General features: G+C 70.9%; 27 protein-coding genes. 18 read left to right on the top strand and 9 right to left on the bottom strand.

All coding sequences use genetic code 11. The features are described from left to right. Nucleotides 1–74 precede the first annotated feature (74 nt). Entirely contained in the window at nt 75–740 is a 666-nt protein-coding gene (locus V5F49_RS08080) for an alpha-ketoglutarate-dependent dioxygenase AlkB family protein (RefSeq protein WP_394117748.1), read from the bottom strand. A gap of 185 nt (nt 741–925) precedes the next feature. Here V5F49_RS08080 and V5F49_RS08075 point away from each other — a divergent pair, with 185 nt between their 5' ends. Together V5F49_RS08075 and V5F49_RS08070 are read left to right on the top strand one after the other, a co-directional pair. After that, entirely contained in the window at nt 926–1,486 is a 561-nt protein-coding gene (locus V5F49_RS08075; RefSeq protein WP_394117747.1) for a hypothetical protein, read from the top strand. Nucleotides 1,487–1,590: 104 nt separating this feature from the next. Continuing rightward, nucleotides 1,591–1,971, top strand: a complete 381-nt coding sequence (locus tag V5F49_RS08070; RefSeq protein ID WP_394117746.1) for a VOC family protein — start codon at nt 1,591–1,593, stop codon at nt 1,969–1,971. A 4-nt stretch (nt 1,972–1,975) separates the two neighbouring features. Here V5F49_RS08070 and pncA read toward each other — a convergent pair whose 3' ends face one another. After that, on the bottom strand, nt 1,976–2,638 hold the full coding sequence (pncA, locus tag V5F49_RS08065; RefSeq protein WP_394117745.1) for a bifunctional nicotinamidase/pyrazinamidase: 663 nt from the start codon (nt 2,636–2,638) through the stop codon (nt 1,976–1,978). A gap of 215 nt (nt 2,639–2,853) precedes the next feature. On the opposite strand from pncA, the gene dnaK reads away from it, so the two are divergent. After that, entirely contained in the window at nt 2,854–4,749 is a 1,896-nt protein-coding gene (gene dnaK / locus V5F49_RS08060) for a molecular chaperone DnaK (protein ID WP_394117744.1), read from the top strand. Nucleotides 4,750–5,105: 356 nt separating this feature from the next. Beyond that, a complete protein-coding gene (gene dnaJ / locus V5F49_RS08055; protein WP_394117743.1) occupies nt 5,106–6,245 on the top strand; it encodes a molecular chaperone DnaJ in 1,140 nt (379 codons plus the stop codon). Nucleotides 6,246–6,251: 6 nt separating this feature from the next. Here the strand turns inward: dnaJ and V5F49_RS08050 are convergent, their stop codons facing one another. Further along, entirely contained in the window at nt 6,252–7,229 is a 978-nt protein-coding gene (locus V5F49_RS08050; RefSeq protein WP_394117742.1) for an NAD-dependent epimerase/dehydratase family protein, read from the bottom strand. 92 nt (nt 7,230–7,321) lie between these two features. Between V5F49_RS08050 and V5F49_RS08045 the strand changes: the two genes are divergently transcribed. The 7 genes from V5F49_RS08045 (at nt 7,322) to V5F49_RS08015 (ending at nt 12,097) form a co-directional block, all read left to right on the top strand. Beyond that, nucleotides 7,322–7,942 carry a TetR/AcrR family transcriptional regulator gene (locus tag V5F49_RS08045; protein ID WP_394117741.1) on the top strand — a complete coding sequence of 207 codons (621 nt, stop codon included), beginning with the start codon at nt 7,322–7,324 and terminating at the stop codon, nt 7,940–7,942. A gap of 65 nt (nt 7,943–8,007) precedes the next feature. Next, on the top strand, nt 8,008–8,625 hold the full coding sequence (locus V5F49_RS08040) for a class I SAM-dependent methyltransferase (protein WP_394117740.1): 618 nt from the start codon (nt 8,008–8,010) through the stop codon (nt 8,623–8,625). A 47-nt stretch (nt 8,626–8,672) separates the two neighbouring features. Beyond that, on the top strand, nt 8,673–9,245 hold the full coding sequence (locus tag V5F49_RS08035; protein WP_394117739.1) for a histidine phosphatase family protein: 573 nt from the start codon (nt 8,673–8,675) through the stop codon (nt 9,243–9,245). Next, nucleotides 9,245–9,946, top strand: a complete 702-nt coding sequence (pyrF, locus tag V5F49_RS08030) for an orotidine-5'-phosphate decarboxylase (RefSeq protein WP_394117806.1) — start codon at nt 9,245–9,247, stop codon at nt 9,944–9,946. Before V5F49_RS08035 ends, pyrF begins: the two co-directional genes overlap by 1 nt. A 15-nt stretch (nt 9,947–9,961) precedes the next feature. Further along, complete coding sequence (locus V5F49_RS08025) at nt 9,962–10,606, top strand: DUF1330 domain-containing protein (protein WP_394117738.1); 645 nt, start codon at nt 9,962–9,964, stop codon at nt 10,604–10,606. Nucleotides 10,607–10,642: 36 nt separating this feature from the next. Continuing rightward, the gene (dapB, locus tag V5F49_RS08020; RefSeq protein ID WP_394117737.1) at nt 10,643–11,458 is read left to right on the top strand and encodes a 4-hydroxy-tetrahydrodipicolinate reductase; all 816 of its coding nucleotides are present in this window, start codon (nt 10,643–10,645) and stop codon (nt 11,456–11,458) included. A gap of 15 nt (nt 11,459–11,473) precedes the next feature. Further along, nucleotides 11,474–12,097: a 2,3-bisphosphoglycerate-dependent phosphoglycerate mutase gene (locus V5F49_RS08015; RefSeq protein ID WP_394117736.1), complete on the top strand. Its 624-nt coding sequence runs from the start codon at nt 11,474–11,476 to the stop codon at nt 12,095–12,097. 128 nt (nt 12,098–12,225) lie between these two features. Here the strand turns inward: V5F49_RS08015 and V5F49_RS08010 are convergent, their stop codons facing one another. The 3 genes from V5F49_RS08010 to V5F49_RS08000 form a co-directional block, all read right to left on the bottom strand. Beyond that, entirely contained in the window at nt 12,226–13,149 is a 924-nt protein-coding gene (locus V5F49_RS08010) for a sugar kinase (RefSeq protein WP_394117735.1), read from the bottom strand. A 208-nt stretch (nt 13,150–13,357) separates the two neighbouring features. Then, nucleotides 13,358–14,176 (bottom strand): lysozyme inhibitor LprI family protein, encoded by an 819-nt coding sequence (locus tag V5F49_RS08005; protein ID WP_394117734.1) that lies wholly within the window; start codon nt 14,174–14,176, stop codon nt 13,358–13,360. Between the two features lie 3 nt (nt 14,177–14,179). Next, entirely contained in the window at nt 14,180–15,367 is a 1,188-nt protein-coding gene (locus V5F49_RS08000; RefSeq protein ID WP_394117733.1) for a pyridoxal phosphate-dependent aminotransferase, read from the bottom strand. A gap of 205 nt (nt 15,368–15,572) precedes the next feature. Between V5F49_RS08000 and V5F49_RS07995 the strand changes: the two genes are divergently transcribed. Further along, nucleotides 15,573–15,746: a hypothetical protein gene (locus V5F49_RS07995; RefSeq protein ID WP_394117732.1), complete on the top strand. Its 174-nt coding sequence runs from the start codon at nt 15,573–15,575 to the stop codon at nt 15,744–15,746. 653 nt (nt 15,747–16,399) lie between these two features. On the opposite strand, the gene modC is transcribed toward V5F49_RS07995, so the two are convergent. From modC to modA, 3 genes are read right to left on the bottom strand one after another with little or no spacing between them, the layout of a single operon-like run. Then, nucleotides 16,400–17,455: a molybdenum ABC transporter ATP-binding protein gene (modC, locus tag V5F49_RS07990; RefSeq protein WP_394117731.1), complete on the bottom strand. Its 1,056-nt coding sequence runs from the start codon at nt 17,453–17,455 to the stop codon at nt 16,400–16,402. After that, nucleotides 17,452–18,135, bottom strand: coding sequence for a molybdate ABC transporter permease subunit (gene modB, locus V5F49_RS07985; RefSeq protein ID WP_394117730.1), 684 nt, complete (start codon nt 18,133–18,135; stop codon nt 17,452–17,454). Before modB ends, modC begins: the two co-directional genes overlap by 4 nt. 2 nt (nt 18,136–18,137) lie before the next feature. Further along, nucleotides 18,138–18,803 (bottom strand): molybdate ABC transporter substrate-binding protein, encoded by a 666-nt coding sequence (gene modA / locus V5F49_RS07980; protein ID WP_509210763.1) that lies wholly within the window; start codon nt 18,801–18,803, stop codon nt 18,138–18,140. A 797-nt stretch (nt 18,804–19,600) separates the two neighbouring features. Here modA and V5F49_RS07975 point away from each other — a divergent pair. From V5F49_RS07975 to V5F49_RS07950, 6 genes are all read left to right on the top strand, one after another. Next, on the top strand, nt 19,601–19,987 hold the full coding sequence (locus V5F49_RS07975) for a hypothetical protein (RefSeq protein ID WP_509210762.1): 387 nt from the start codon (nt 19,601–19,603) through the stop codon (nt 19,985–19,987). Between the two features lie 63 nt (nt 19,988–20,050). After that, nucleotides 20,051–21,334, top strand: a complete 1,284-nt coding sequence (locus V5F49_RS07970; RefSeq protein ID WP_394117728.1) for a TolC family protein — start codon at nt 20,051–20,053, stop codon at nt 21,332–21,334. Then, complete coding sequence (gene ihpB, locus V5F49_RS07965; RefSeq protein ID WP_394117727.1) at nt 21,331–22,317, top strand: divalent metal ion exporter adaptor subunit IhpB; 987 nt, start codon at nt 21,331–21,333, stop codon at nt 22,315–22,317. The genes V5F49_RS07970 and ihpB overlap by 4 nt, the downstream gene beginning before the upstream one ends. After that, nucleotides 22,307–22,693: a P-II family nitrogen regulator gene (locus V5F49_RS07960; RefSeq protein ID WP_394117726.1), complete on the top strand. Its 387-nt coding sequence runs from the start codon at nt 22,307–22,309 to the stop codon at nt 22,691–22,693. The genes ihpB and V5F49_RS07960 overlap by 11 nt, the downstream gene beginning before the upstream one ends. Beyond that, nucleotides 22,690–25,893, top strand: coding sequence for an efflux RND transporter permease subunit (locus V5F49_RS07955; protein WP_394117725.1), 3,204 nt, complete (start codon nt 22,690–22,692; stop codon nt 25,891–25,893). The genes V5F49_RS07960 and V5F49_RS07955 overlap by 4 nt, the downstream gene beginning before the upstream one ends. Nucleotides 25,894–25,914: 21 nt before the next feature. Next, nucleotides 25,915–26,292: a hypothetical protein gene (locus tag V5F49_RS07950; RefSeq protein WP_394117724.1), complete on the top strand. Its 378-nt coding sequence runs from the start codon at nt 25,915–25,917 to the stop codon at nt 26,290–26,292. Nucleotides 26,293–26,475: the final 183 nt, after the last annotated feature.

Raw genomic sequence — 26,475 nt, 5'->3', positions numbered from 1 at the left:
CGATTTCGGGCCGAACGGCCTGCTTGCGGCGACATTCGGGCTTTTCTGTGGGATCCCGCTGGGTCCATGGCGGATCAGGCGGGGGTGACGCGGCGCAAGGTCAGGTTGAGGCGCCCGCCCTCCGCCAGCAGCGAGGAGGTGCCGGCGAGGATGCGGTCGATGCCGTGGAAGGCGAGCCGCCCCGGCCCGCCCAGCACCACGATATCCCCGGAGGCGAGGCGGACCGAACGGGTCGGCCCGCCGCGCGCCTCGCCGCCGACCCGGAACACGGCGGTGTCGCCGAGCGAGATGGACAGCACGGGCGCGGTGAGGTTCGCCTCGTCGCGGTCCTGGTGCAGGCCCATGCGGGCGTCCGCGCCATAATAGTTGACGAGGCAGGCCTCGGGCGGGGCGGCAGGGCCTGCATAAACGTCCCAGAGCCGCGCCAGCGACGGCGGCAGCGCCGGCCAGGGCGCGCGCGTCTGCGGATGGAACGGCTGGTAGCGGTAGCCGGTTGCGTCCGACACCCAGCCGAGCGGACCGCAATTGGTCATGCGCACCGAGAAGGGCTTGCCGGTGCGCGGCATGGTGGGGGCGAACAGCGGGGCGGCGGCGATGACCGCCCGCACCTCCGCGAGCAGCGCGGCCTGCGCTGCCCGATCCAGCGCCTCGCGGTACCAGAGGACGCCCGGGGCGATTTCCAGCCCGCCCGCGGCGTGTCCGCGTCCGGCATCCGGCCGGTGTTCCGAAGTCGTCGCCATCGCCCCGCCGCTCCGATCCTGGCCTTTTGAAGAAGAAATGTGCCGTCAAGCGCGGCATTCGCACGTCGGAAGCCGGGCTTTAATACGGAAGTAACCATATGTTACATCTGATCTTTCGACCAGATCGGAACAAATTGGCGCGCCACGATGTCTGGCTGGAGCTGGGGCACGAAGGAGATGTCGCCATGGTTCCCGTTTCCATGATTCCCGTACCGCCGTCGCGCCCCGGCCGCGCCCGTGCGGCGTCGCGCTCCGCCCGTCTCGTCCTGCGCCTCGGCCTTGCCGCTGCCGCCCTCGTGGCCGGCGCCGGCGTGGCTTCCGCGCAGGCGGTGGTGGCGGTTCCGGGCGGCTATGTGTTCTCCCCGGCCCAGCGCGCCTATGTGGAGGCCTATGTGGTGCGCCATCCCGTCCCGCCAGCGCCCATCCCGGGCGGCTATGTGGCGACCGTGGGCGGCTATGTGCCGGCGGGCGTGCCGCTGCGCACCTTCGACACCTACAACGACGGCTATGCCGATGCCGGCTACGGGGGCGGCTACGGATACGGCGGCGGCTATGGCGGCTACGGCTATGGCGCGCCCTATGGCGGAGCCTACGAGGGCGGCTATCCGGGCGGCTATCAGGGCGGCTATCCGGTGGGCGCGCAGGGCGGTTACGGCCTTGCCGGATACCGCTACGTGGTGATGCCGGGCAACACGGCGGCGGTGGTGGAGCCCACCACCCGCCGCATCATCCTCATCATCGAGTGAGGCACCGCGCGGCGCCGGCGGTTTGCCGCCGTGCGCCGCACGGGCGTTCCGGCCGGGCGCAGAGTGGTGCATAGTCCGCGCCGCCTCATTCGGCAGGAGACGCCATGGCACCGCACGGAAAGTTCTACTGGAACGAGCTTTTGACCGACGACGTGGAAAAGGCGAAGGCCTTTTACGAGGCCACGCTCGGCTGGAGCTTCGTGGCGATGCCCGCCGAGGGCGCCGGAACCTATTACGTGGCCATGCTGGGCGACGAGGCGGTGGCCGGCATGATGGACAAGACCGACATCCTGCCTCCCCACGTGCCGCCCCACTGGTTCAGCTATGTGAACGTCGATGACGTGGACGCGCGGCTGGAACGGCTGGAGGCCGCGGGCGGCACCGTCCTGAAGCCGGCGTTCGACGTGCCGGGCATCGGCCGCATCGCCATCGTCGCGGACGCCACCGGCGCGCCGCTGGGCTGGATGACCGCCGCCGACGCGTAGGCTGCTACGCTCCGAGGTCCAGCGCGCGGAGGCTGCGGACGCCGGCGGCGGCCATGTCCGCCTGCGCCCGGGCGAGGGAGCCGTCGAGGTCGATGGCGCGGCAGGCGTCCTCCACCACGAGGGTGGCAAAGCCGTGCCGCGCCGCATCCACCGCCGACCACGAGACGCAGAAGTCCAGCGCCAGCCCGGCGAGGTACACCGTGTCGATGCCCCGCTCGCGGAGGTATCCGGCAAGGCCCGTGGGGGTGGTGCGATCAGCCTCGTAGAAGGTGGAATAGCTGTCGATGTGCCGGTGATGGCCCTTGCGGACCACCAGCTGCGCGTGGGGCGCCTCCAGCCGGGCGGACAGGCGGGCGCCGATCGAGTCCTGCACGCAATGGACCGGCCACAGCACCTGCGGCCCATAGGGCAGGTCGATGCTCTCGAACGGCGCGCGGCCGGGATGGCTCTCGGCGAAGGAGACGTGGTCCGCCGGGTGCCAGTCCTGGGTGAGCACGACGTTGCGGAAGCCGGCGGCGAGGCGGTTGGCCACCGGCAGCACCTCATGGCCGTCCGGTACCGCCAGCGCGCCACCGGGAAGAAAGTCCACCTGCAGGTCCACCAGCACCAGGACGCTGCGATTGTCGGCGGGCAGGCCGGGCGTGGGGCTGGCGTTCGGGGCGTTCATGGAAGAACCTCGCGCCGGCGTGAAAAAGCGCCGCGGCGCCAGCTAGCACGCCTTGCAGGGCCAAATCACCCCCCCTATATCCGCCTCGATCGTCGTTCGCGACGAACCCCAATTCAATGGTAGGGGGCCGGCGGATCGGCTGCGGGAGGGGCCTGCGGCGATCCCCCGCGGGTGCCGAAAGGGCCCGGTCGGCCTGCCGGCAAGGAGCAAAACATATGGCCAAGATCATCGGTATCGACCTCGGCACCACCAATTCCTGCGTTGCGGTGATGGAGGGGTCTGCCCCGAAAGTCATCGAGAACGCGGAAGGCGCGCGCACCACGCCTTCCATCGTCGCCTTCACGGAGGACGGCGAGCGTCTCGTCGGCCAGCCTGCCAAGCGGCAGAGCGTCACCAATCCCGAGCGGACCTTCTTCGCGGTGAAGCGCCTCATCGGCCGCCGCTATGACGACCCGACCGTCGAGAAGGACAAGAAGCTCGTGCCCTATTCCATCGTGCGCGCCGACAACGGCGACGCTTGGGTGGAATCGGACGGCAAGAAGTATTCCCCCTCGCAGATCTCCGCCTTCATCCTGCAGAAGATGAAGGAGACGGCCGAGTCGTTCCTGGGCGAGAAGGTGGAGAAGGCGGTCATCACCGTCCCGGCCTACTTCAACGACGCCCAGCGCCAGGCCACCAAGGACGCCGGCAAGATCGCCGGCCTCGAGGTGCTGCGCATCATCAACGAGCCCACCGCGGCTGCGCTGGCGTACGGCCTCGACAAGAAGTCGGCCGGCACCATCGCGGTCTATGACCTCGGCGGCGGCACGTTCGACGTGTCGGTGCTGGAGATCGGCGACGGTGTGTTCGAGGTGAAGTCCACCAACGGCGACACCTTCCTCGGTGGCGAGGACTTCGACATGCGCCTCGTCGGCTACCTCGCCGACGAGTTCAAGAAGGAGCAGGGCATCGACCTGCGCAACGACAAGCTCGCCCTCCAGCGGCTCAAGGAAGCCGCCGAGAAGGCCAAGATCGAGCTGTCGTCGGCGACGCAGACCGAGATCAACCTGCCCTTCATCACGGCCGACGCTTCCGGCCCGAAGCATCTCACCATGAAGCTCACCCGCGCCAAGTTCGAGGCGCTGGTGGACGACCTCATCCAGCGGACCGTCGAGCCCTGCCGGCTCGCGCTGAAGGATGCCGGCCTCACCGCCGGGCAGATCGACGAGGTGGTCCTCGTCGGCGGTATGACCCGCATGCCCAAGGTGCAGGAAGTGGTGAAGCAGTTCTTCGGCAAGGAGCCCCACAAGGGCGTCAACCCGGACGAGGTGGTCGCCATCGGCGCCGCCATCCAGGCGGGCGTGCTCCAGGGCGACGTGAAGGACGTGCTGCTGCTCGACGTGACCCCGCTGTCGCTGGGCATCGAGACGCTGGGCGGCGTGTTCACCCGCCTCATCGACCGCAACACCACCATCCCGACCAAGAAGAGCCAGGTGTTCTCCACGGCTGAGGATGGCCAGACCGCGGTGACGATCCGCGTGTTCCAGGGCGAGCGCGAGATGGCGGCGGACAACAAGATCCTCGGCCAGTTCGACCTCATGGGCATTCCCCCGGCGCCCCGCGGCGTGCCGCAGGTGGAGGTGACCTTCGACATCGACGCTAACGGCATCGTGCAGGTCTCCGCCAAGGACAAGGGCACCGGCAAGGAGCAGCAGATCCGCATCCAGGCCTCGGGCGGTCTCAACGAGGCCGACATCGAGAAGATGGTGAAGGACGCCGAGGCCCACGCGGCCGAGGACAAGAAGCGCAAGGCTCTGGTGGAAGCCAAGAATCACGCCGAGGCCCTCGTCCACTCCACCGAGAAGGCCGTCGCCGAGCATGGCGACAAGGTCGGCGCGGCGGAGAAGGGGGCCATCGAGGCGGCGCTCGCCGACCTCAAGTCGACGCTGGAAGGCGATGACGTGGAGGCCATCACGGCCAAGACCAACGCCCTCGCCCAGGCCTCTCTCAAGCTCGGCGAGGCCATGTACGCGGCCCAGCAGGGCGGCGCGGAGCCCGGCGCGGCCAAGAAGGACGACGTGGTGGACGCCGAGTTCACCGAGGTCGACGACGACAAGAAGAAGTCGGCCTGATCTCACGGTAGCGACCGGCGGGCGGCAGCGTCCGCCGGTCTTTTTGCCCGACGCCACGGGCAGGATTTGATTCGTTCGGTTTCAGCCGCTATGCCCGGCCCGTCGCAGGCGCGGCGGAGTGGTCCCGGCAAGGCGCCGGGGGGCCGCAGACAGGCGAGGGCATGTCCGGGTGCGCGTTCCGGCCCGGTCCCCTTCCGCCGGAACGGCTGCCCATCGCCGGAAGGCCCGGGCCGCACCCTCCGTTCGCCGATCGACGCAGGCCCGGCATACCGGCCGGGCGGCAGGTGACAGTGACCGGTCAGAAAGACAGGTCCCGGCGGCCCCAGCGGCATTGACGCGGCAGGTGAAGACAGACGATGGCCAAGCGCGATTATTACGAAACCCTCGGCTGCGACCGCGGCGCCGACGAGACGGTGCTGAAGGCCTCCTACCGCAAGCTCGCCATGAAGTGGCATCCGGACCGCAACCAGGGCGATGCGGAAGCCGAGGTGATGTTCAAGGAGGTCAACGAGGCCTACGAGGTCTTGAAGGACCCTCAGAAGCGCGCCGCCTATGACCGCTTCGGCCATGCCGCGTTCGAGAACGGCGGCGGCGGCCCCGGCTTCGGCAATGATTTCGCCTCCTCCTTCGCCGACATCTTCGACGACCTGTTCGGCGGCGCCATGGGGCGCGGACGGGGCGGTGGCGGCCAGCAGCGGGGCCGTGGCGCGGACCTGCGCTACAACATGGACATCACGCTGGAAGAGGCCTTCACCGGCAAGGCCGCCCAGATCAAGATTCCCACCTCCGTCGCCTGCGAGGCCTGCAACGGCTCCGGCGCCAAGCCCGGCACCCAGCCCAAGGCCTGCCGCAGCTGCGGCGGCGCGGGCAAGATCCGCCATGCGCAGGGCTTCTTCACCCTTGAGCGCACCTGCCCCACCTGCCAGGGCCGCGGCTCGGTGATCGAGGACCCGTGCGGCGCCTGTGGCGGCGCGGGGCGGGTGACGCGCGAGCGCACCCTGTCCGTGCAGATCCCGCCCGGCGTGGAGGATGGTACCCGCATCCGCCTCGGCGGCGAGGGCGAGGCCGGCGTGCGCGGCGGACCGGCGGGCGACCTCTACATCTTCCTCTCCATCGAGCCGCACCCCTTCTTCCAGCGCGAGGGGGCGGACCTCTACTGCCGCGTTCCCATCTCCATGGTCACGGCGGCGCTCGGCGGGCAGGTCGAGGTGCCGACCATCGACGGCGACAAGACCAAGGTGAAGATCCCCGAGGGCACCCAGTCGCAGAAGCGCTTCCGCCTCTCCGGCAAGGGCATGCCCATCCTGCGCGCCCGCAACCACGGCGACATGTATGTGCAGGTGGTGGTGGAGACGCCGCAGAAGCTCACCAAGCGGCAGAAGGAGCTGCTGGCCGAGTTCGACAAGGAAAGCTCCGGCGAGACCCACCCCGAATCCGCCGGCTTCTTCGCCAAGGTGAAGGAGTTCTTCCAGGGCGCCGCCGGCGAAGGGGCGTAAGGGCCGTCAGGCGGCGGCGGATGCTGCCGCCGCCACGCAGCGGGCGATGCCCTCGCCATAGGGCGTCTTCGCCACCGGGCCGATCAGCGCCGTGAGCGCGCTGTCGTCGAACACGACCGGCTCGGTCATCAGGTAGTTCATCTCCACCAGCTCGCGCATCACCGGATCGAACAGGCCGGCGAGGCGCAGCATCGTCTTGCCCGCCACCATCAGCTTCGGCGCCCGGCCCGCGGCGGCGAAAGCGAGGCGTGCCGCTTCCCGGATGGTGATGGTGCCGGCCCCCGCCAGATTGAAGCTGCGGCCGAACGCGCCCTCGTGGGCGATCAGGTCGCGCACCACCGGCCCCACGTCCGGCACGAAGGCGAATTCGTGCGGGGTGTCCAGCGGACCGAGCACGGTGGCGCGCCGTCCGGTGGCCGCGGCCGTGAAGAGGTCCGAGAGCAGGCTGCGTTCCACGCCCGGCCCGTAGAAATCGGGCAGCCGCAGGATGGCGGCGGCGATGTGGCCGGCCGCATGGGCCTCCATCAAGACGTCCTCCTGCTCCCGGCGCAGAAGGCCCTTGCGGGTGTGCGGCGCGCGGGGATGGTCCGGCCCCACGCGCTCGGCCTGCGCCCGGCCGAACGGATAGGCGGTGCCGATCAGCAGCACCCGTTCCACCCCGCTCGCCCGCGCCGCCTCCAGCGTCCGCCGCATGAGCACGGGGTGCAGGTGGAACGCGTCGTAGGGCACGCCCACGAGATAGATCAGGGTGTCGAGGCCCCGGAATGCGCTCGCCATGCCGGCCACTGTATCCGGCGCCCAGACGCGCGGCGTCGCCAGCGGGTTGCCGCCGAACGCCGCCGCCAGTCCGGCCGCCGAGCGGGCGATGGGCGCGAAGGGCGTGGTGGAGGCGGAAAGGGCTGCGGCGATGCTCGCGCCCACGGCCCCGGTGGCGCCCACGAGGCCGATGCGGGGGGCAGTGGCGGCTTGAAGTGACGGTTGCATGGGAGAGAGAGGGGGCACTAGAGTTCTCCTGAACGGTGTTCACTGAACATCGTTCATAAACTGAACGTCGTTCATGTCAAGGGGAGCCGCCCGTGCCCTCAGCCGCCCCGCGCGCCCGCCGCAAGGAAGACGCCCGCGCCCGCATCCTCGCCGAGGCGCGGCGGATCGTGCTCGAGCAGGGGTTCGAGGCGCTGACCATGCGCCGAATCGCCGACGCCGCCGGCTATTCGGCCGGGGCGCTCTACCTGCATTTCGAGAATCGCGACGCCATCGCCCGCGAGCTGGGGGAGAGCGGCATGCGCGGGCTCCTGTCCGGCCTCGCCGCCGCCGCGGCCGCCACGCCGGAGCCGCTGGAGCGCCTGAACGCGCTGGCCCTGGCCTATGTCGCCTTCGCGCGCTCGGAGCCGGACACCTACCGCCTCATCTTCATGGAGGCGGGCTTCGCGGCCAGCGCCCTCGGCGGAAAGGACGAAGCGGGGGCTGCGGCATTTGCGCTCCTGTCGGGCGCCTTCACCGAGCTCGCGGCGGCCGGCCGGCTGCGGCCCGGGAGCGATCCCGGCATGGCCTGCCTGACCTTCTGGACCCTGCTGCACGGCACGGTCAGCCTCAAGCTCACCTGCTCCGCCTTTCTTTCGCCATCGGAGGAGGAACTCCTCGCTGCCGGCCTCGACAGCCTGCTCCACGGCGTGCTGCGCGAGCCCACGAAATCTTGACCCGTTCTGCTTTCCCGTCTAAGCGCCTGATATCCGATCCCCATCGGGCGCTCGAGGTGCCGTTGATGCTCCACTCCCACGACCAGCGCAGCCCGCTTCGCAAGCCCCTGCTCCCGCGGCCCCACCTCAAGGACGAGGTGCGCTTCCTCCAGTCGTGGTTCCAGAATCCGCTCAAGACCGGCGCGGTGGCGCCGTCGAGCCCGGCCCTCGCCAAGATGATGGCGAGCTATCTCGATCCGAAGATGGACGGCCCGGTGATCGAGCTCGGACCCGGCACCGGCCCGGTCACGAAGGCGCTGCTGCAGCGCGGCTTCGCGCCGGAGCGCCTGTTCCTGATCGAGTACAACCCCGAATTCTGCGCCCTGCTGCGCCTGCGCTATCCGGGCGTGACGGTGATCAACGGCGACGCCTACACCCTCGCCAAGACGCTGAAGGACCGCCTGCCCGGCAAGGCCGTGGGCACCATCTCCTCGCTGCCGCTGTTCACCATGCCCGAGAGCGAGCGCCACCGGATGGTGAACGAGGCGTTCGATCTGTCCCATCCCGGCATGCCGTTCGTGCAGTTCACCTATGCGGTGGTGTCGCCGGTGCCGCTGGTGGCTGGCGCCATCGAGGGCAAGCGCTCGCCGCGGGTGTGGATGAACATCCCGCCTGCGCGCGTCTGGGCCTATCGCCGGCCCTGAGAAGATCCGGCCGGGGCGCGCGCCCGGCCCGTGATGCCGGGGCCGCCGTGACCGAATTCCTGTATCTCACCCATCCGCAGGTTGCCGTGGACCCTGCGGTGCCCGTGCCTCGCTGGGGCCTCTCGGCCGCCGGCCGTGCCCGCGCGCGCGCCTTTGCCGCACAGCCGGGCCTCGCCGATTTCCGGCGCATCGTCTCCTCCACCGAGCAGAAGGCCATCGAGACCGCCGCCATCCTCGCCGATGCGCTGGGCCTCGCCGTGGAAGTGCGCGAGCGGATGGAGGAAAACGACCGCTCCGCAACGGGTTACCTGCCGGAAGCGGAATTCCAGAAGATGGCCGATGCCTTCTTCGCGCGGCCGCAGGAAAGCGTGCGCGGCTGGGAGCGGTCCGTGGACGCGCAGGCGCGCATCGTCGCCGCCATCGGGGCCGCGCTGGCCGGGGATGCGCGGCCGACGATCTTTGTGGGCCACGGCGGCGTCGGCACCTTGCTTCTGTGCCATCTGGCGGGCTACCCCATCTCCCGCGTCCACGATCAGCCGCCAGTGGGGGGCGGCTGCTGGTTCCGCGCCGGAGCGGGCCAGCCGCCCGATCGCTGGCGCACCATGGAGGAGGGCGCATGATGCCGATCACCCCGCAGGTCCGCGACCGCCTGATCGTGGCGCTCGACTTTCCCAACGTGGCGGCGGCCGAGGCGCTGGTCTGGCAGCTCGGCGACGTGGTGAGCTTCTACAAGATCGGCCTCGAGCTCTCCATCGCCGGCGGGCTCGACCTTGCCGCCGACCTGATCGGCGCCGGCAAGAAGGTGTTCCTCGACCTCAAGCTCCACGACATCGGCAACACGGTGGAGCGCGCCACCGCCGTGGCGGCCGAGCGGGGCATGCACATCCTCACCGTCCACGCCTACCCGCAGACCATGGCGGCCGCCGCCCGCGGCGCGGCGGGAAGCCCGCTGGAGGTGCTGGGCGTGACCGTGCTCACCTCCTATGACGATGCCGACCTTGCCACCGCCGGATACCGTGACGGGGTGACGGAAACCGTCCGCCTGCGCTCCGGGCAGGCGCGGGATGCCGGCATCGCCGGCGTGATCTGCGCGCCCACCGACGCGGCCATGGTGCGCGGCATCCTCGGCCCCGACCGGCGAGTGGTGACGCCCGGCGTGCGGCCGGCGGGGTCCGCCGTGGGCGACCAGAAGCGCATCGCCACCCCGGCCGAGGCCATCGCCGCCGGCGCCGACCGGATCGTCGTCGGCCGGCCCATCACGGCGGCGGAGGATCCTGTTGCAGCGGCCCAGGCCATCCTGTCCGAGCTGGCCGGCGCCTGAGGGACGGAGGGGGCGATGGCGAAGGGATACTGGTTCCTCAATCTCGATGTGGTGAACCCGGTGGACTACATCAGCTACCGGGACGCCAATGCTCGCTTCGCGGCCGATCACGGCCTGCGCTTCGTCATCCGTGGCGGGGACTTCGAGCATCTCGACGGCATCAAGCGCCATCGCAACGTGCTGGTGGAGCTGCCCTCCTACGAGGACGCCCTGCAGGTCTACGACGCGCCCGCATACCGGCCGGTGCGTCAGCTGCGCGGCTCCACCGCCATCGCCGACCTCGCGGCCGTCGAGGGGTATGAGGGGCCGCAGCCGTCCGCCGCCCCGCCGCCGGAGGGTACGAGCGATCGCCCGCGCGGCTACTGGATGGCCAAGGCGGACGTGTTCGATCCCGCCGGCTTCAAGGACTATCTCGCCGCCCGCGCCGAACCGCTGGCCGCCCACGGCGCCTGGCTGCTGGTGCACGGCGGCCGCCATCAGCTGCTGGAGGGGCTGGGGCGCAGCCTGTACGAGGTGGTGGCGTTCCGCGACGTCGAGACGGCGCGCGCGTGCTTCCACTCCCCCGCCTACCAGCGCGCGCTGGCGATCCGGCAGGCCTCGGCCACGGCCGACGGCGTGCTCGTCTCCGGCTTCACCGGGCACGAGGCCGCGCCCGCCTGACGGCGCGCGGCCCTGCCCTCGCAAGGACAAAGACCCGTGTCTGATCTGCGCATCGTCATCGCCGGGGCCGGCGGCCGCATGGGCCGCGCCCTCATCCGCGCCATCTCCGAGGCCGAGGGCCTCGTGCTGGCGGGGGCGCTGGAATATTCCGGCTCGGCTCACCTCGGCGAGGATGCCGGGCTCATGAGCGCCCTCAAGGCCAACGGGGTGCGCGTGGAGAGTGACGTCGACCCGCGGCTCGACGGCGCCGACGTGGTGATCGACTTCTCCACCCCCGCCGCCACCGTGCGCATGGCCACCCGCCTCGCCGGCACGGGGATCGCCCATGTCATCGGCACCACCGGCTTCTCCGCCGCCGACAATGCCGCCATCGCCGACGCCGCCGGCCGGACCGCCATCGTCAAGAGCGGCAACATGAGCCTCGGCGTGAACCTGCTCGCCGCGCTCACCCGCCGCGTGTCCGCCACCCTCGACGACAGCTTCGACATCGAGATCGTCGAGATGCACCACAACAAGAAGGTGGATGCCCCCTCCGGCACCGCGCTGCTGCTGGGCGAGGCCGCTGCAGCCGGGCGCGGGCGCGAGCTCGACGACTGCTCCGAGCGCGGCCGCGACGGCAATACCGGCGCCCGCAAGCCCGGCGCCATCGGCTTCGCCAGCCTGCGCGGCGGCTCGGTGGTGGGCGAGCACGTGGTGATCTTCGCCGGCCCGTCGGAGCGCATCGAGCTGGTCCACAAGGCCGAGGACCGCATGATCTTCGCCCATGGCGCGCTGACTGCCGCGCGCTGGGTGAAGGGCCGCGCGCCCGGCCTCTACTCCATGGCCGACGTGCTCGGCCTCAGCGATTTCTGAACCCGGAGGCTTTCCATGTCCGACCGTATCCTCGTCCTCGTCCGTCACGGGCAGAGCGAGTGGAACCTGAAGAACCTCTTCACCGGCTGGCGCGATCCCGACCTCACCGAGCAGGGCGTGGCCGAGGCGAAGCGCGCCGGCGCGCTGCTGAAGGCCGAGGGCCTGAAGTTCGACGTGGCCTTCACCTCCGCCCTCAGCCGCGCCCAGCGCACCCTCGGCCTGGTGCTGGGCGAGATGGGCCAGGAGGGCGTGAAGACCTTCAAGGACCAGGCGCTGAACGAGCGGGATTACGGCGACCTGTCCGGCCTCAACAAGGACGACGCCCGCGCCAAGTGGGGCGAGGAGCAGGTGCATGTGTGGCGCCGCTCCTACGACGTGCCCCCGCCCGGCGGCGAGAGCCTGCGTGACACGGTGGCCCGCACGCTGCCGTACTATGTGCAGGAGATCCTGCCCTGCGTGCTGCGCGGCGAGCACACCATCGTGGCCGCCCACGGCAACTCCCTGCGCGCGCTCATCATGACGCTCGAGAAGCTCTCGCCCGAGGGCATCATGAAGCGTGAGCTGAACACCGGCGCGCCCATCATCTACAAGCTGGCCGCCGATTCCACGGTGCTGGAGAAGCGCGACCTCGTGGCGTGACGCCGGAGCGTTCCCCGCTTCACCCAGGCGGGGAACGCTTCCCATGCTCGATGGCGCACGCGGCTGTGGCGCGCGTCTCTCCACCTTCGCCACGCAGGTGATGCGATGCGGAGCGCCGCGTCCGGCGCTCAGTGCGGCCGGGTGCCTGCCTGCACCGCGCGGGGAATGATCGCGCCGCGGTGCATGATGACCTCCGCGGCCAGCCGGTGGCCGGCCAGCGCCGCCGCCTCCGGCGCCGCCCCGCCAAGGCGCGCGGCGAGATAGCCGGCATTGAAGCTGTCGCCCGCGCCGGTGGTGTCCAGCGGTGTCAGCGCCCGTTCCACCGGCACGCTCACGGTGCGCCCGTCCGCATGGACCACGCAGCCGCCGGCGCCGGTCTTCACCACCACCTCGCTGACGCCATAGGTGGTGATGCGCTCGATGGTGGCGAGGGGCGAGGCATCGCCCCACAGGGCCGCCTCGTCCTCGAAGGTGGGCAGGGCCATGGAGGAGCGCTTCAGCGCCTCCGCGAACACGGTGCGGGCCCGCCCGAGGTCGCCGCCCCAGCCGCGCGGGCGGAAATTGCCGTCGAAGATGCGCCGCGCGCCCGCCGCTCCCGCCATCTCCAGCGTCGCCAGGAAGCGGCCGAGGCCCTGGTTGCTGTAGAGCGACAGGGTGATGCCGGAGAAATAGATGGCGCTGCCGCCCACCAGCGCCGCCGCCGCTTCCTGCCAGCCCTCGGCCTCGAACAGGGCGCGGGCGGGGGCGGTGTCGCGCCAATAGTGGAACGAGCGCTCACCGGCATCGTCGGTGGTGATGAGATAGAGGCCCGGCATTTTCCCGCGCGCCCGTTGCACGAGGCTCATGTCCACGCCCTCGGCGGTGCCGAGCGCGATGATCTGCTCGGAGAAGGCGTCATCGCCCAGCGCGGTGGCATAGGCCACCTCGACCCCCGCGCGCGCCAGATAGACCGCCGTATTGAACGTGTCGCCGCCGAAGGCGAGGCCGAAGCGCCCGTCCGCGCCGCGGGCCAGCTCCACCATCACCTCGCCCACGCAGATCACCCTCGACACGCACGCCTCCACCGCTCGCGCCGCCGTTCGGGCCATGCGCCGCGGGAGCCTAGAGCATTTTCAAGCGCAGTGGATACCGCCCCGCATCAGCAAAATGCGCAAACACAACAGTCTAGAGCGATCGCGTGCGCCGGTGCGCGCGGGCACGGTGCGCCCGGACATGGCGTGAGCTCATGGGCGCAGGGCTCCATCGCGAACGCGGGGACCGTCAGTCGACGGCGGGCGGCACCGCGTGGGTCCAGGTGCCGGAGCGGTCCTGTGGTCCCTGCGGCGCGCGCGCGTCGCCGGCCGGCGCGGAGGCGATGTAGCGGGCCCGCAATTCCCCGGCGCGGCGGGTGTTGGCGTCGATGAGGCACAAGGCGCGCTGCTCGAAGTTGCCGATGCCGCGCGGCCCCTCGAACGGGGCGACGCCCTGGCAGTCGAGGTTGCGGAACAGCAGGAAGCGGGATTGCGCCTCGTCTAGCATGGTCTTCCAGCGATTGCGCTGGGTGCCCTGCAGGTCGCCGCGCGCCTCGATGACCGAGAAGGCGTTGGTGAGAGCCGCCTCCATCGCCTGCTCGGAGGTGCGGGTCGCCTCGTAGAGGCAGCGGTTGTACTGCCCGCCGGTGATGCGATCGCGCGGGCAGGCGGGGATGCCCCGCCAGCGCTCCGGGCCCGATGGCGCGACAGCCCGGGCTGCCGGCGGCGCAACGAGCGCCGGTCCGGCGGTCGGCCGCCTGTCGGCCGCATCCGCTGCGGCGCGGGGCGCCGGCGGGCTCGCTGACGGGGCCTCCGCGGGCGTGTCGGGTTCCGGTGGGGGAAGGGCGGTGTCGTCGGTGCCTGGGGTCTCCGGCGCGACGGCCGTGCCGGAGGGCGCCGGATCGTGCGCAAGGGGCGCCATCAGCGCCACCGGCCGCTCCGGCGCGGAGGGCGGGGCGAGGCGCAGCGCCAGCAGCGGCACCACGGCGACGGCGATGAGGGCGAGCGCCAGCAGCCGCCCGCGAGCACGCCCACCCGCGTGCCGGTGCGGCTGCCGGCGCGCCGCCACGCCTCAGGCCACCTTGCGGTTGGCGGCGAGGAAATCACCCATGCGCCCGAGCGCGGCGGTGATGTTCTCACGGGAGTTGGCATAGGACAGGCGCAGGTAGCCCTCGCCATGGACGCCGAAATCCGGCCCGCCGATCACCGCCACGCCGGCCTCTTCCAGGAGCGCGCTGGCGAGCGCCTTGGCGGAGGTCCAGCCGGTGCCGGCGATGTTGGGGAAGGCGTAGAACGCGCCCTTGGGCGTCGCGCAGGAGACGCCGGGCAACGCGTTGAGCCCTTCCACCACCAGCCGGCGGCGGGCGTCGAACTCGGCGGTCATGGCTTCCACCGCATCCTGCGGGCCGTCCAGCGCGGCGATGCCGGCATATTGCGTGGCCGCGTTCACGCACGACCAGGCGTTCACCGCCAGCTTGCGCACCTGATCGTACAGCGGCTGCGGCCAGATGGAGTAGCCGAGCCGCCAGCCGGTCATGGCATAGGTCTTGGACCAGCCGTTGAGCAGGATCAGCCGGTCGCGGATCTCGGGATAGGTGAGCAGGGTGCGGTGCTCTTCCCCGTCGAACACGAAGCGGTCGTAGATCTCGTCCGACATCAGCGCGACGTGGGGATGGTCGGCGAGGCCCTTCACCAGCGCGTCGATCTCCGAGGCGGGCGTGACGCCGCCGGTGGGGTTGGCCGGCGAGTTGATGATGAGGAGCCGCGTGCGCGGCGTGATGAGCGAGAGCGTCTCCTCCGCCGAGAAGGCGAAGCCGTTCTCCTCGCGGATCGGCACCGGAACCGGGGTGGCGCCGGTGTGCTCGATCATGGAGCGGTAGATGGGAAAGCCGGGGTCGGGATAGAGGATCTCCACCCCCGGCTCGCCGAACAGGCGGATGGCCGCATACATGGTGACCTTGCCGCCGGGCACGATCATCACGAGGTCGGGGTCCACCTCCACGCCATAGCGGCGGTTGAGGTCACGGGTGACCGCCTCGCGCAGGGGCAGGATGCCGACGGAGGGCGTGTAGCCGTGCTGGCCGTCACGCAGCGCCTGGATCGCTGCCTCGACGATATGCTCGGGGGTGCGGAAATCCGGCTGGCCGATGCCCAGATTGATGATGGACCGCCCCTGCGCCGCGAGCGCCGTGGCCCGCGCCAGCACGGCGAACGCATTCTCCTCCCCGATGCGGTCGAAGGCCCGGACGGTGGTCAGCATGGCGAAGGCTCTCCCGTGGTGCCGGCCGGGCCGGACTGTTGCTTGCCGCCCTGCGAGGCGGAGTGGGCTGGATCGCTCCCCTGATGGGGGCGGGGTGTTCTGGATAGCACCGATGCGGGCCGGGAGGGGAGGGGCTGCGTCCACCCCGCCTCCGGCGCGGGCGCAGGAACGGCCAAGCTCGCGTTCCCCCGCCCGGGAGGATCGCATGGGTGCGGACGCGCAGAAGACGCAGCTGGCGATGGTGGCGGCGGAAGTGCCGCCGAGCGCCCGCCACTCCAATGATCCCGAGCGTTTCTTCAGCCGCATGGCGCGGCGCGAGAAGCGCGAACTGGGCGACCGCCTCGGTCTCGCCAGCTTCGGCATCAACCTCGCCGGCTGATGCCCGGCGGGGAATCGGCGCTGTTGCGCCGGCGCACGCGGCAGGACGAGGTCATCTGCATCCTCGAGGGCAGCCCACCCTCGTCACCGACACCGGCGAGGTGACGCCCGCGCCCGGCATGTGCGCGGGCTTCCCGGCCGGCGGGGTGGCGCATCAACCGGTGAACCGGACCGACGGCGCCGTCCTTTATCCGGAGATCGGCGACCGCACCCCGGGCGATGCCGCCACCCGCCCCCGCGATGACATCGCCGCCGCGCTGGGGCCGGGCGGCCAATGGATGTTCACGCGCAAGGACGGCACGCCCTGTCGACGGCCCGATGGCGAGGGGCGGTCCTGTGAGGGGTGTCGCATGTCTTCGGCGGGAAGGCGCGAGGGGCGCGGCACCCGACTGTGCGGGCAACGCCACCTTCGCCTTGCCAAGGCGGACAGGCTGGGCAATCGGGAGCGGGGACCGAGCCGGATCGAAATGCGGATCGGATCTTGCCTCGACGGCCTGTCCTGTGAACGCGTCGTGGCAGCCGCGGTCCGGAGCCTCCGGCCCGGCGGCACCGGGTGGTCACGCGGCAGCCACAGCCAGCCGGGCGCCATATCCCCGGGCCCGCGAACAGGCGTTGCCATAGCCGGATGGCGGCCGCAGGCGAGGGTGGGTCCGCCTACAGAACCTGCACGCCGATGGACTTGAACACCGCGAGCACAGGCCGTTCGGGCGCGATGGCGAGCTGCTGCACGGCGTCCGGCGTCAGCTGCGAGAGGAAGAGGGCATCGCCCGCTGTCACCTCGGCCATGGCCATCTTGCCGTCCGGCGTCGCGCGCACGGCCCGGACACGCCCCGGAATGATGTTGTTGGAGCTGATGTGCAGCGGCGCGTCGGTGGCCAGCGCCACCTCGTTGGCCGGCACGCGCACCCTGAGCCGGGTGCCGGGCGCGGCCTCCAGCAGCGGCACCCAGATGGTGACGCCGCCGGCGTCGAGCCGGGTGAGGCCGCGCGCGGCATCGTGGGCTGCCACGGTGGAGGCGATGACCGCCCCCGCCTGGCTGCCGGTCGCGAACGGCAGGTCGGCACGTGCCAGCACCTCGCCCACCGGCCCGTTGGCGGCCACCTTGCCCTTCTCCATCAGCACCAGCGTGTCGGCAAGCCGCGCTACTTCCTCGATGGAATGGGTCACCAGCAGGATCGGAATGTGCATCTCGTCGTGCAGGCGCTGCAGGAAGGGCAGGATCTCGCCCTTGCGCGCCGCGTCGAGGGCCGAGAGCGGCTCGTCCATCAGCAGCAGGCGCGGCTGGCGCAGCAGCGCCCGGCCGATCGCCACCCGCTGGCGCTCGCCGCCCGACAGCTTCTTCGGCCGGCGGTTGAGCAGATGGGCGATGCCGAGCAGCTCCACCGTCTGGTCGAAGTCCACCGGCCCGGCCTCCGCCCGGCGCATGCCGTAGCGCAGGTTGGAGGCCACCGTCATGTGCGGGAACAGGCGGCCGTCCTGGAACACCACGCCGATGCCGCGATCCGCCGGGTGGAGGTCCGAGAGCACGACGCCATCGAGCGCCACCCGCACCTCATCGGCCTTGAGCAGGCCGGCAACCGCCGACATGACGGTGGACTTGCCGCAGCCGGACGGCCCGAACAGGGCGACCACACCAGGCGTGGGCGCCGTGAACTCCACATCGGCGGTGAAGTTCGGAAACGTGTGCTTGAGCAGGACTTCGAGCGTCATGGCCGCAGCTTCTTTCCGACCCATTCGCCGAGCAGCAGCCCGGCCACCGCCAGCACCACCGAGATGAAGGCGAGCTTTGCCGCCGCCTCTTCGCCGCCCGGGGTCTGCAGGGCGGTGAAGATGGCCAGCGGCAGCGTCTGGGTCTGGCCCGGCACGTTGGAGGCGAAGGTGATGACCGCGCCGAACTCGCCCAGGCTCGCCGCATAGGCGGTGATGGCGCCCGAGACGACGCCCGGTGCCATCAGCGGCAGGGTGACGGTCAGGAAGGTGTCGAGGCTCTTGGCGCCGAGGGTGCTGGCGGCATCCTCGAGGCCGCGGTCCACCGTGTCGAGCGAGAGGCGGATGGCGCGGACCATCAGCGGGAATGTCATCACCGCGCATGCCAGGGCGGCGCCGGCGGCGGTGAAGACGAGGCGGATGCCGAACCAGTCGTTCAGCAGCTGGCCCACCGGCCCGCGGATGCCGAACACCACCAGCAGCATCCAGCCCACCACCACCGGCGGCAGCACCAGCGGCAGGTGGACGATGACGTTGATCACCTGCCGGAATGGCAGGCGGCGCCAGCGCAGCAGCAGCGAGACGAGGATGGCGAACGGCAGGCCGAGCGCCACCGCATTGCCGGCGACGACAAGGCTGAGGCGGACCGCCTGCCACTCTTCGGGACTGAGCTCGAATGTCATGCTCAGGGCGCCGTGAAGCCGAAGGACTGGTAGACCTTCATCGCCTCGGGGCCGACCAGGAACGCGAGCAGGGCACGGGCGGCCGGCGTGTCCTGCGCCTTCACGATGACGAACGGATAGGTGACCGGCTCGTGGGATTCCTTCGGGAACACGCCGACGATCTTCACCCGCGTGGAGACCGCCGCATCGGTCTCGTAGACGATGCCGAGCGGCGCCTCGCCGCGCTCCACCAGCAGCATGGCGGAACGCACGCTGTCGGCGCGCGCGAGGCGGTGGTTCAGCGTCTTCCACTGGCCCATCCAGGTCAGGGCCTGCTGGGCGTAGCGGCCCACCGGAACGTGCGCGGGATCGCCGGTGGCAAGCCGCCCGTTGCGGCCGAGCAGGGCGACGATGTCCGTCTTCCTGCCGATGTCCAGCTTGAGCGCGCTGTCCGTGGGCGCGATCAGCACCAGCCGGTTGCCGATGGGCGACACGCGGGTGGACTTCACCAGCAGCCCGCGCTCGATGCCCCAGTCGGCCCAGCGCTCGTCGGCGGAGATGAAGACGCTGGCGCGCCCGCCCTGGTCGATCTGCCGGATCAGGGTGGAAGACGCGGCGAGATTGAACTGCATGGGCGCGTTGCCGCGCGCCACCCACAATTCGTTCACCTGGCGCATCGCATCCGACATGCTGGCTGCGGCGAAGACGGTTTGGGTGGATGTGACGGGCGCGGCGGACGGAGCCGGCCGAACGTCCTCGGCGCGCGCCCATGCGGAAAGCGCCATTGTTGCGATGGCCGCGGCGGCCAGCAGCTTCGACCAGTTCATAGCTCCCCCAAAGCTATATCCAAACAGATATATGACGCTGGCAGATTTGACGGCGTGCCGCAAGCCGCCGTTCGTCGCTGTCCGGCCGCTCTCGCTGCGTCACCGCGAGAGCGGCTGAGCGAAGCCGGACCTTCGGGCCGGGCCCGTCGCGCGCCGTGGCGGAAGGCTTGCGCTCAGCCCGGGCGTGATCCTGTCGCGCGACGATGCGCGTGCCGCGCGTCCGTGATCGGCCGGGGCGCCTCGCGGTCGCGCGCAGCGCCCGCCGGGGTCATCGAGGAGGCGGAGAAGCGCGCGTGCTCGCCTGCGGGCGGTCGATGGCCGCGCCATCCAATGCGCCCGCCGCCGGGTGTCGAGCGTCCAGCCGGCGAATGTCCGGTGTGCGCGGCGCGCGGCCGTCGTTCCGGAGAGAAGCGCGGGCTGGGAATGCGGAGCGATGGCCCGTCCCGGCGGCCCGCACCTGCCGGAGCCGGGCTGGCAAAATCGATCCAGGCAACATCGCTACTGGCAGCATCGTTGGGAAAACGTCGTGTTCCACAAGATGTCTTGCGCGTGTCGGAGCGAGTTTCGGGCAGAAATTCACCGCGTCATCTGGCGTGATCTAAAATGACGCAGCGGCATTGCGCTTGACAATCGTGGCGCCGTTGGGCTCTCTCCCTGCCATGCTCCGATCCTCGGCATGGCACCTCTCCCGCTTCTGGTCACTGGCGCTCCGCCGGTTGATCGCGGCGTGCGTCGTGCTGGCCATCGGAGCGGCGCCTGTCGCCGCGGGGCTCACCCCCCATCATGTGGACGACCTGGACGGACCCGCCTTCGCCATGGCCGGAAGCGGGGTCGTGGCTGCCGCCGTCGCCAAGGATGGGGATGCCGGCGCCGCGAAGCATGTGGTGCCCGCCGCTGACCATGATTGCCATGGCTGCGCCGCCGTACTTCTCCCCTCGGCCTCGCAAACGCGGATTGCCGACGTGGTGGCCGTGCTGGAGGCCGCAAGCCCGGCGCTCGACACCGGTCGCGCCATACCCGCAGATCCTCGCCCCCCACGCGCCTGATCCACTCTGTTCGCGTGCCGATGCGCTGCATCGGCGCACCGCAATCAGAACCTGGATCAGACCATGTCCTCCCGTGCAAACGGGCAGGCTCTGGCGCTCGCGCTCGGGGCAGCCTTCGTGCTGCTGTCCGCGATGGCGAGCCGTGCCGAGAGCCCGCGCCCGCTAACGCTCACCAGCGCCCTCGCCAGCGCCCTCGCCGCCAATCCACGCCTCACCGCGGCGGAGCGGGACATCGGCATGGCCGCCGGCCGTGACCGGCAGGCCGCCGCCCTGCCGAACCCGAACCTGTCGCTCGAAGTGGACAATGCGTTGGGGTCCGGCCCCTATCAGGGCCTCGATCTCGCGGAGCAGACGCTCCAGATCAGCCAGCTGGTCGAGCTGGGCGGCAAGCGGGAGGCCCGGATGGCGGCCTCCGGCGCCGGGATCGGCATCGCCCGATGGGAACGCGAGGCCGTCCGGCTCCAGGTGATGGCGGAAACGACGGCGGCCTTTGCCGGTGTCCTCGGCGCGCAGCAGCGCGTCAACATCCTCCAGGCCCAGGCCGAGGCCATCGCCCGCCTCTCGCCGCTGCTCCAGCAGCGCGTGGAGGCGGGCGCCTCGTCACCGGCAGAAATCTCGCGGGCGCGCGTCGCCGCCGATTTCGCCCGCGTGGAGCGCGATCGCGCCAAGGCGGCCCTCGGCACGGCCCGGCGTGAGCTGGCGCTCCTCATGGGGCTGGGGGCGGCCACCTTCGGACGGGCCACCGGCAACTTCGTCCAGGTGGCGGCGCCGCCGGCCCTGGCGGGCCTGTTGAAGTCCGCGCAGGGCAACCCGCAGCTCACCCGCTTCACGGCGATCCAGGCGCAGCGCCGCGCGGAGCTGCGCTCGGCGGCGGCAAAGTCGGTGCCCGACGTCACTCTGGGCGTCGGCTACCGGCACTATAACGAGACCGCGGACAGCGGGATGATCGTCACCCTGTCGGTCCCCATCCCCCTCTTCGACCGGAACGAGGGGGGCATCAGCGAGGCCAGGGAATCCCTCCTCAAGGCGGAGGCGGAGGAGGCCATCGCCCGCAGCGCGCTGGTGTCCCAGCTCGGGCGCGCGCACGACCAGCTGAAGGCTGCCTATGACGAGGTGGCGCTTCTGCGCGGCAGCACCATTCCCGGCGCGCGCAGCGCCTACGAAGGCGTGGAGGCCGGCTATGGCCAGGGGCGCTACACGCTGCTGGAACTGCTCGACGCGCAATCGGCCCTGACCGACGCATCCCTGCGCGAGCTGGATGCCCTCGTCACCTACCACACCGCGCTCGCGACCATCGAAGGCCTCACCGGCCGGCCCGTCGCCTTTGCCAGGGGAAAATCCAAATGAGCCGCACGGCACGCCGCGACCTGGCGATGCTGCTCATCGGCGTGATGGCCGGAGCAGGTGCCTATTACAGCCTCACCGATCGCCCGCCCGCACTCTCCGGCAGCCATGCGGCCGAAGGCGGGAAGGGCGAGAAGGCGGGCGACGCGCACGGCGAAAGCCATGCCGAGGGGATGGTGGAGCTGGACGACGCCCGGCTCGCCGCCGCCGGCATCGGGCTGGAGACCGCCGGACCCGGCCAGCTGCGCCAGAAGCTGCGTCTGAACGGGCTGGTGCAGACCAACCAGGAGGCGGTCGTGCAGGTCACGCCGCGGTTCCCGGGGATCGTCCGGGACATCCGCAGGCGCATCGGCGACACGGTGGGCAAGGGCGACGTGCTCGCGGTCATCGAGAGCAACCAGTCGCTGACCACCTATGATCTCAGGGCGCCGATCGCCGGCACCGTCGTCGACCGGCAGGTGGCGCTGGGCGAGTACGCATCGGAGCAGAAGCCCGCGTTCGTGGTGGCGGATCTCGCCACCCTCTGGGTCGACCTCTCGGTCTACCGCCGCGATTTCACCAAGGTCCGCGTCGGCGACAAGGTCGCCATCGATCCCGACGACGGCGGTCCGGTGATCCCGGGCGATGTCGCCTATGTCTCACCCATCGGCTCGGCGGACACCCAGTCCGCGCTGGCACGGGTGGTGATCCCGAACGACGGCCTGCGGCTGCGGCCGGGCCTGTTCGCCACCGGCACCATCACGCTGGCGGAGAGGCCCGTGAACCTCGCGGTGCGGCTCTCCGCCGTGCAGGGCGTGGATGGGCGCACCGTCATCTTCGTGCGCAACGGCGATGCCTTCGAGCCGCGCGACGTGGAGCTGGGCGAGCGTGACGGCGAGTGGGTGGAGGTCGTGTTCGGCCTGATGCCCGGCGACGTCTATGCGGCCAAGAACAGCTTCGTGGTGAAGGCCGAGCTCGCCAAGGGGAGCGCCACCCATGAGCACTGATGCACCCGCGCGGGAAGCGCTCAGCCTCGTGACGGCTTTCATCCACCCCCATCTGGAGGCGCGGGTCATCCGCGCGCTGCACGACCTGCCCGAATTTCCCGGCTTCTCCGTCGCCGAGGCGCGGGGCCAGGGACGCGGCCGGGGCTTCGGCGGCACCTATGTGGCAAGCGAGCACGACCTCACCTACCAGCGGCACCTGCGCATGGAAATCGTCTGTCGCGCCGGTGCGGTGGAGGCGGTGATGCAGGCGGTCGCCGACGCCGGCTGGACCGGGCGCCGCGGCGACGGGGTGATCCTGGTGACGCCGGTCATCGACTTCGCGCGCATCCGCGAGCGCGGCGCCGCGACCGGCTCTGACGGGGAGGCGGCGCGATGATCGACGCCATCCTCGCCTTCTCCATCCGCCAGCGCTGGCTGGTGCTGCTGGTCTGCCTCGCGGTGGGGGCGTTCGGTGCCTTCAACTTCACGCGCCTGCCCATCGACGCGGTGCCGGACATCACCAATGTCCAGGTGCAGATCAACACCCAGGCGCCCGGCTTCTCGCCGCTGGAGGTGGAGCAGCGCATCACCTTCCCGATCGAGACCGCCATGGGCGGTCTGCCGGGGCTGCAATACACCCGCTCGCTGTCGCGCTACGGCCTGTCGCAGGTGACGGTGGTGTTCCGCGATGGCACCGACATCTATTTCGCCCGCCAGCTGGTGAACGAGCGCATCCAGCAGGCCCGGGAGCAGCTGCCGGCGGGCGTGGAGACCGCGCCTGGCCCCATCTCCACCGGCCTCGGCGAGATCTACATGTACACGGTGGAGGCCCGGCCCGGCGCCACCAGGCCCGATGGCACGGCCTATACGCCCACCGACCTGCGGACCATTCAGGACTGGATCATCAAGCCCCAGCTGCGCACCGTTCCGGGCGTGGTGGAGGTGAACACCATCGGCGGGTTCGAGCGGCAGTTCCATGTGCTGCCGGACCCGGCCCGGCTCATGGCCTACGGCATCTCGTTCCGCGAGGTGATGGCCGCGCTCGCCGCCAACAACGCCAACGTGGGCGCCGGCTACATCGAGCGCAACGGCGAGCAGTACCTCGTCCGCGCGCCGGGGCAGGTCGCCGACACCGGGGAGATCCGCGAGATCGTCATCGGCGCGCGGGGCGGCACGCCGGTCCGCATCGGCGACATCGCCGACGTGCGGGAAGGGCGCGAGCTGCGCACCGGCGCCGCCACCCTCAACGGCGAGGAGGTGGTGCTCGGCACCACCATGCTGCTGATCGGCGAGAACAGCCGCACCGTCGCGCAACGCGTGGCCGCGCGGCTTGAGGACATCTCCCGCTCCCTGCCGGAGGGCGTCGTGGCCCGCGCCGTCTACGACCGCGCCCACCTGGTGGAAGCCACCATCGCCACGGTGGAGAAGAACCTGCTGGAGGGCGCACTGTTCGTGGTGGTGGTGCTGTTCGTCCTGCTCGGCAATTTCCGGGCGGCGCTCGTCACCGCCTGCGTCATCCCGCTCTCCATGATGCTGACCATCACCGGCATGGTGGAGAACAAGGTCAGCGCCAACCTGATGAGCCTCGGCGCCATCGATTTCGGCATCATCATCGACGGCGCGGTCATCATCGTCGAGAACTGCCTGCGCCTGCTGGCGCAGGAGCAGCACCGGCGGGGCCGGCTGCTGACGCGCGCGGAGCGGTTCGAGACCATCCTCGACGGCGCGCGCGAGGTGATCCGGCCGAGCCTGTTCGGCACCCTCATCATCGCCGTGGTGTACCTGCCGGTGCTCACCCTCACCGGGGTCGAGGGCAGGATGTTCGCGCCCATGGCGATCACGGTGCTGATGGCGCTCGCCGCGGCAGCGCTGTTCTCCATGACGTTCGTGCCGGCGGCGGTGGCGCTGCTCGTCACCGGCAAGGTCTCGGAGCACGAGAACGTCATCATGCGCGCCGCGCGGCGCATCTACACCCCGCTGCTGGATGCCGCCATCCACTTCCGCGCGCTGGTGGCGCTGGGCGCGGCGGGGCTGGTGATCGCCTCCGGCATCGCGGCCGCCCGCATGGGCGGGGAGTTCATCCCGAGCCTCGACGAGGGCGACGCGGCCATCCAGGCGCTGCGCGTGCCCGGCACCAGCCTCACCCAGTCGCTGGACATGCAGCGGGCGCTGGAGACGGCGCTCCTGAAGGTGCCGGAGGTGAAGGACGTGTTCGCGCGCACCGGCACGGCCGAGGTGGCGACCGACCCGATGCCGCCCTCCATCTCCGACGGCTACGTGATGCTGAAGCCGCGCTCCGAGTGGGCCGATCCGGCGAAGCCAAAGAGCGCGGTGATGGAGGACATCGAGAAGGCCGCCGAGCAGGTCGCCGGCAGCAATTACGAGCTGTCCCAGCCGATTCAGCTGCGCTTCAACGAGCTGATCTCCGGCATCCGCTCCGATGTGGGCGTGAAGATCTTCGGCGACGACCTCGACGTGCTGCTGCAGGTGGCGGGGCAGGTGGAAGCGGTGATGCGCACCATCCCCGGCGCGGCCGACGTGAAGAGCGAGCAGGTCTCGGGCCTGCCGGTGCTCACGGTCGCGCTCAACCGGGCCGCCATGGCGCGCTACGGGGTGAGCATCGCGGACGTGCAGGAGCTGATCGGCATCGCCGTCGGGGGGCGCGAGGCCGGCGTGCTGTTCGAGGGAGACCGGCGCTTCGACATCGTCGTGCGGTTGCCGGAGGAGCTGCGCACCGACGTGGAAGCCCTCAGGGACCTGCCGGTTCCGCTGCCTCCCGCCGCCCGCGATCCGGATCGGCCGGTGCCGGCGGCCTGGGCCTCCGGCGGGCAGGCGCAGATGCGTTACGTGCCGCTTTCGGCCATCGCCACGCTCGCCGTCTCGCCCGGGCCGAACCAGATCAGCCGGGAGGACGGCAAGCGCCGCATCGTGGTCAGCGCCAACGTGCGCGAGCGCGACCTCGGCTCGTTCGTCACCGAGGCGCAGCGCCAGGTGGCGCAGAAGGTGAAGCTGCCGGAGGGCTACTGGATCGGCTGGGGCGGCCAGTTCGAGCAACTGGTCTCCGCCACCCAGCGCCTCGCCATCGTGGTGCCGGTCGCGCTGCTGCTGATCTTCCTGCTGCTGTTCATGAGCTTCGGCTCGGTGGCGGATGCGGCGCTCGTCTTCTCGGGCGTCCCGCTGGCGCTGACGGGCGGCATTGCGGCGCTGATGCTGCGCGGCCTGCCGCTGTCGATCAGCGCGGGCATCGGCTTCATCGCGCTGTCGGGCGTGGCGGTGCTGAACGGCCTCGTCATCATCGCCTTCATCCAGCGCCTGCGGGCCGAGGGGCACGACATGCTCGCCGCCGTCCGCGAAGGCGCGCTCACGCGCCTGAGGCCCGTGCTGATGACGGCGCTGGTGGCCTCGCTCGGCTTCGTGCCCATGGCGATGGCGACCGGACCGGGCGCGGAGGTGCAGCGCCCGCTCGCCACCGTGGTCATCGGCGGCATCGTCTCATCGACCATCCTCACCCTGCTCGTGCTCCCCGCGCTCTACGTGCTGTTCCGGCGCGAGAGCCGGCCGGCGCCCGCGCCGGAAGCCGCCCCCGTCCAGTCCTGACACCCCGAACGGAGATCTGCCGTGTTGAAGAGCCTCATCATCGCCGCCAGCCTGGCCTTTGCCGGCCCCGCCCTCGCCCAGCACGCCCATGGCCCCCAGAAGGGGCCGAACGGGGGCCTGATGGAGGACGTGGCGGGCGTGCATGCCGAACTCGTCGTCTCGGGCGAGACCCTGACCTTCCATGTGATCGACGAGGCCGGCAAGCCGATCGATGCCGTCGGCTTCTCCGGCTCGGCGATGGTGGTTTCCGGCGCCGAGCGCAAGACGGTCCAGCTCGTCGCCGCCGGACAGACGCTCGCCGGCAAGGCCCCCGTTCCCCTCGCCAAGGGCAGCGCCGTCACGCTGCTGATCAAGACTCCGGCAGGCAAGTCCGGCCAGGCGAAGTTCACAGCTCCCTGAGCGATCACGGAACGCGCGGCAGGCGCTCGGCAACGGGTAGCCCGGGCCCGGTCTCCTGGGAGCGAGGACCTCCCGGGGGGGCGCCCCGAAAGCCCCGGCGGCAAGCCGTGATGCCGCGGACGGTGCGCGCCGGGGCCGGCGCATGCCGCTCTTCTTGCATTCAACATGAACGACTTGAGATCT

The organism is Xanthobacter lutulentifluminis, from assembly GCF_043194675.2.
Taxonomy (GTDB): Bacteria; Pseudomonadota; Alphaproteobacteria; order Rhizobiales; family Xanthobacteraceae; genus Xanthobacter.
Note: the sequence above shows the minus strand (reverse complement) of the source record. Positions and strands in the feature narration are given on the sequence as shown.

Coding starts and splice junctions, on each gene's coding strand:
- V5F49_RS07970 (WP_394117728.1), top strand. CDS start 20,051: ATGTCCTCCCGTGCAAACGGGCAGGCTCTGGCGCTCGCGCTCGGGGCA.
- V5F49_RS08070 (WP_394117746.1), top strand. CDS start 1,591: ATGGCACCGCACGGAAAGTTCTACTGGAACGAGCTTTTGACCGACGAC.
- modC (WP_394117731.1), bottom strand. CDS start 17,455: ATGACGCTCGAAGTCCTGCTCAAGCACACGTTTCCGAACTTCACCGCC.
- modA (WP_509210763.1), bottom strand. CDS start 18,803: ATGTCGGATGCGATGCGCCAGGTGAACGAATTGTGGGTGGCGCGCGGC.
- V5F49_RS07960 (WP_394117726.1), top strand. CDS start 22,307: ATGAGCACTGATGCACCCGCGCGGGAAGCGCTCAGCCTCGTGACGGCT.
- V5F49_RS08000 (WP_394117733.1), bottom strand. CDS start 15,367: ATGCTGACCACCGTCCGGGCCTTCGACCGCATCGGGGAGGAGAATGCG.
- ihpB (WP_394117727.1), top strand. CDS start 21,331: ATGAGCCGCACGGCACGCCGCGACCTGGCGATGCTGCTCATCGGCGTG.
- modB (WP_394117730.1), bottom strand. CDS start 18,135: ATGACATTCGAGCTCAGTCCCGAAGAGTGGCAGGCGGTCCGCCTCAGC.
- V5F49_RS07975 (WP_509210762.1), top strand. CDS start 19,601: ATGCTCCGATCCTCGGCATGGCACCTCTCCCGCTTCTGGTCACTGGCG.
- dnaJ (WP_394117743.1), top strand. CDS start 5,106: ATGGCCAAGCGCGATTATTACGAAACCCTCGGCTGCGACCGCGGCGCC.
- V5F49_RS08080 (WP_394117748.1), bottom strand. CDS start 740: ATGGCGACGACTTCGGAACACCGGCCGGATGCCGGACGCGGACACGCC.
- pyrF (WP_394117806.1), top strand. CDS start 9,245: ATGCCGATCACCCCGCAGGTCCGCGACCGCCTGATCGTGGCGCTCGAC.
- V5F49_RS08040 (WP_394117740.1), top strand. CDS start 8,008: ATGCTCCACTCCCACGACCAGCGCAGCCCGCTTCGCAAGCCCCTGCTC.
- V5F49_RS07955 (WP_394117725.1), top strand. CDS start 22,690: ATGATCGACGCCATCCTCGCCTTCTCCATCCGCCAGCGCTGGCTGGTG.
- dnaK (WP_394117744.1), top strand. CDS start 2,854: ATGGCCAAGATCATCGGTATCGACCTCGGCACCACCAATTCCTGCGTT.
- V5F49_RS07995 (WP_394117732.1), top strand. CDS start 15,573: ATGGGTGCGGACGCGCAGAAGACGCAGCTGGCGATGGTGGCGGCGGAA.
- V5F49_RS08025 (WP_394117738.1), top strand. CDS start 9,962: ATGGCGAAGGGATACTGGTTCCTCAATCTCGATGTGGTGAACCCGGTG.
- V5F49_RS08050 (WP_394117742.1), bottom strand. CDS start 7,229: ATGCAACCGTCACTTCAAGCCGCCACTGCCCCCCGCATCGGCCTCGTG.
- V5F49_RS08015 (WP_394117736.1), top strand. CDS start 11,474: ATGTCCGACCGTATCCTCGTCCTCGTCCGTCACGGGCAGAGCGAGTGG.
- V5F49_RS08075 (WP_394117747.1), top strand. CDS start 926: ATGGTTCCCGTTTCCATGATTCCCGTACCGCCGTCGCGCCCCGGCCGC.
- pncA (WP_394117745.1), bottom strand. CDS start 2,638: ATGAACGCCCCGAACGCCAGCCCCACGCCCGGCCTGCCCGCCGACAAT.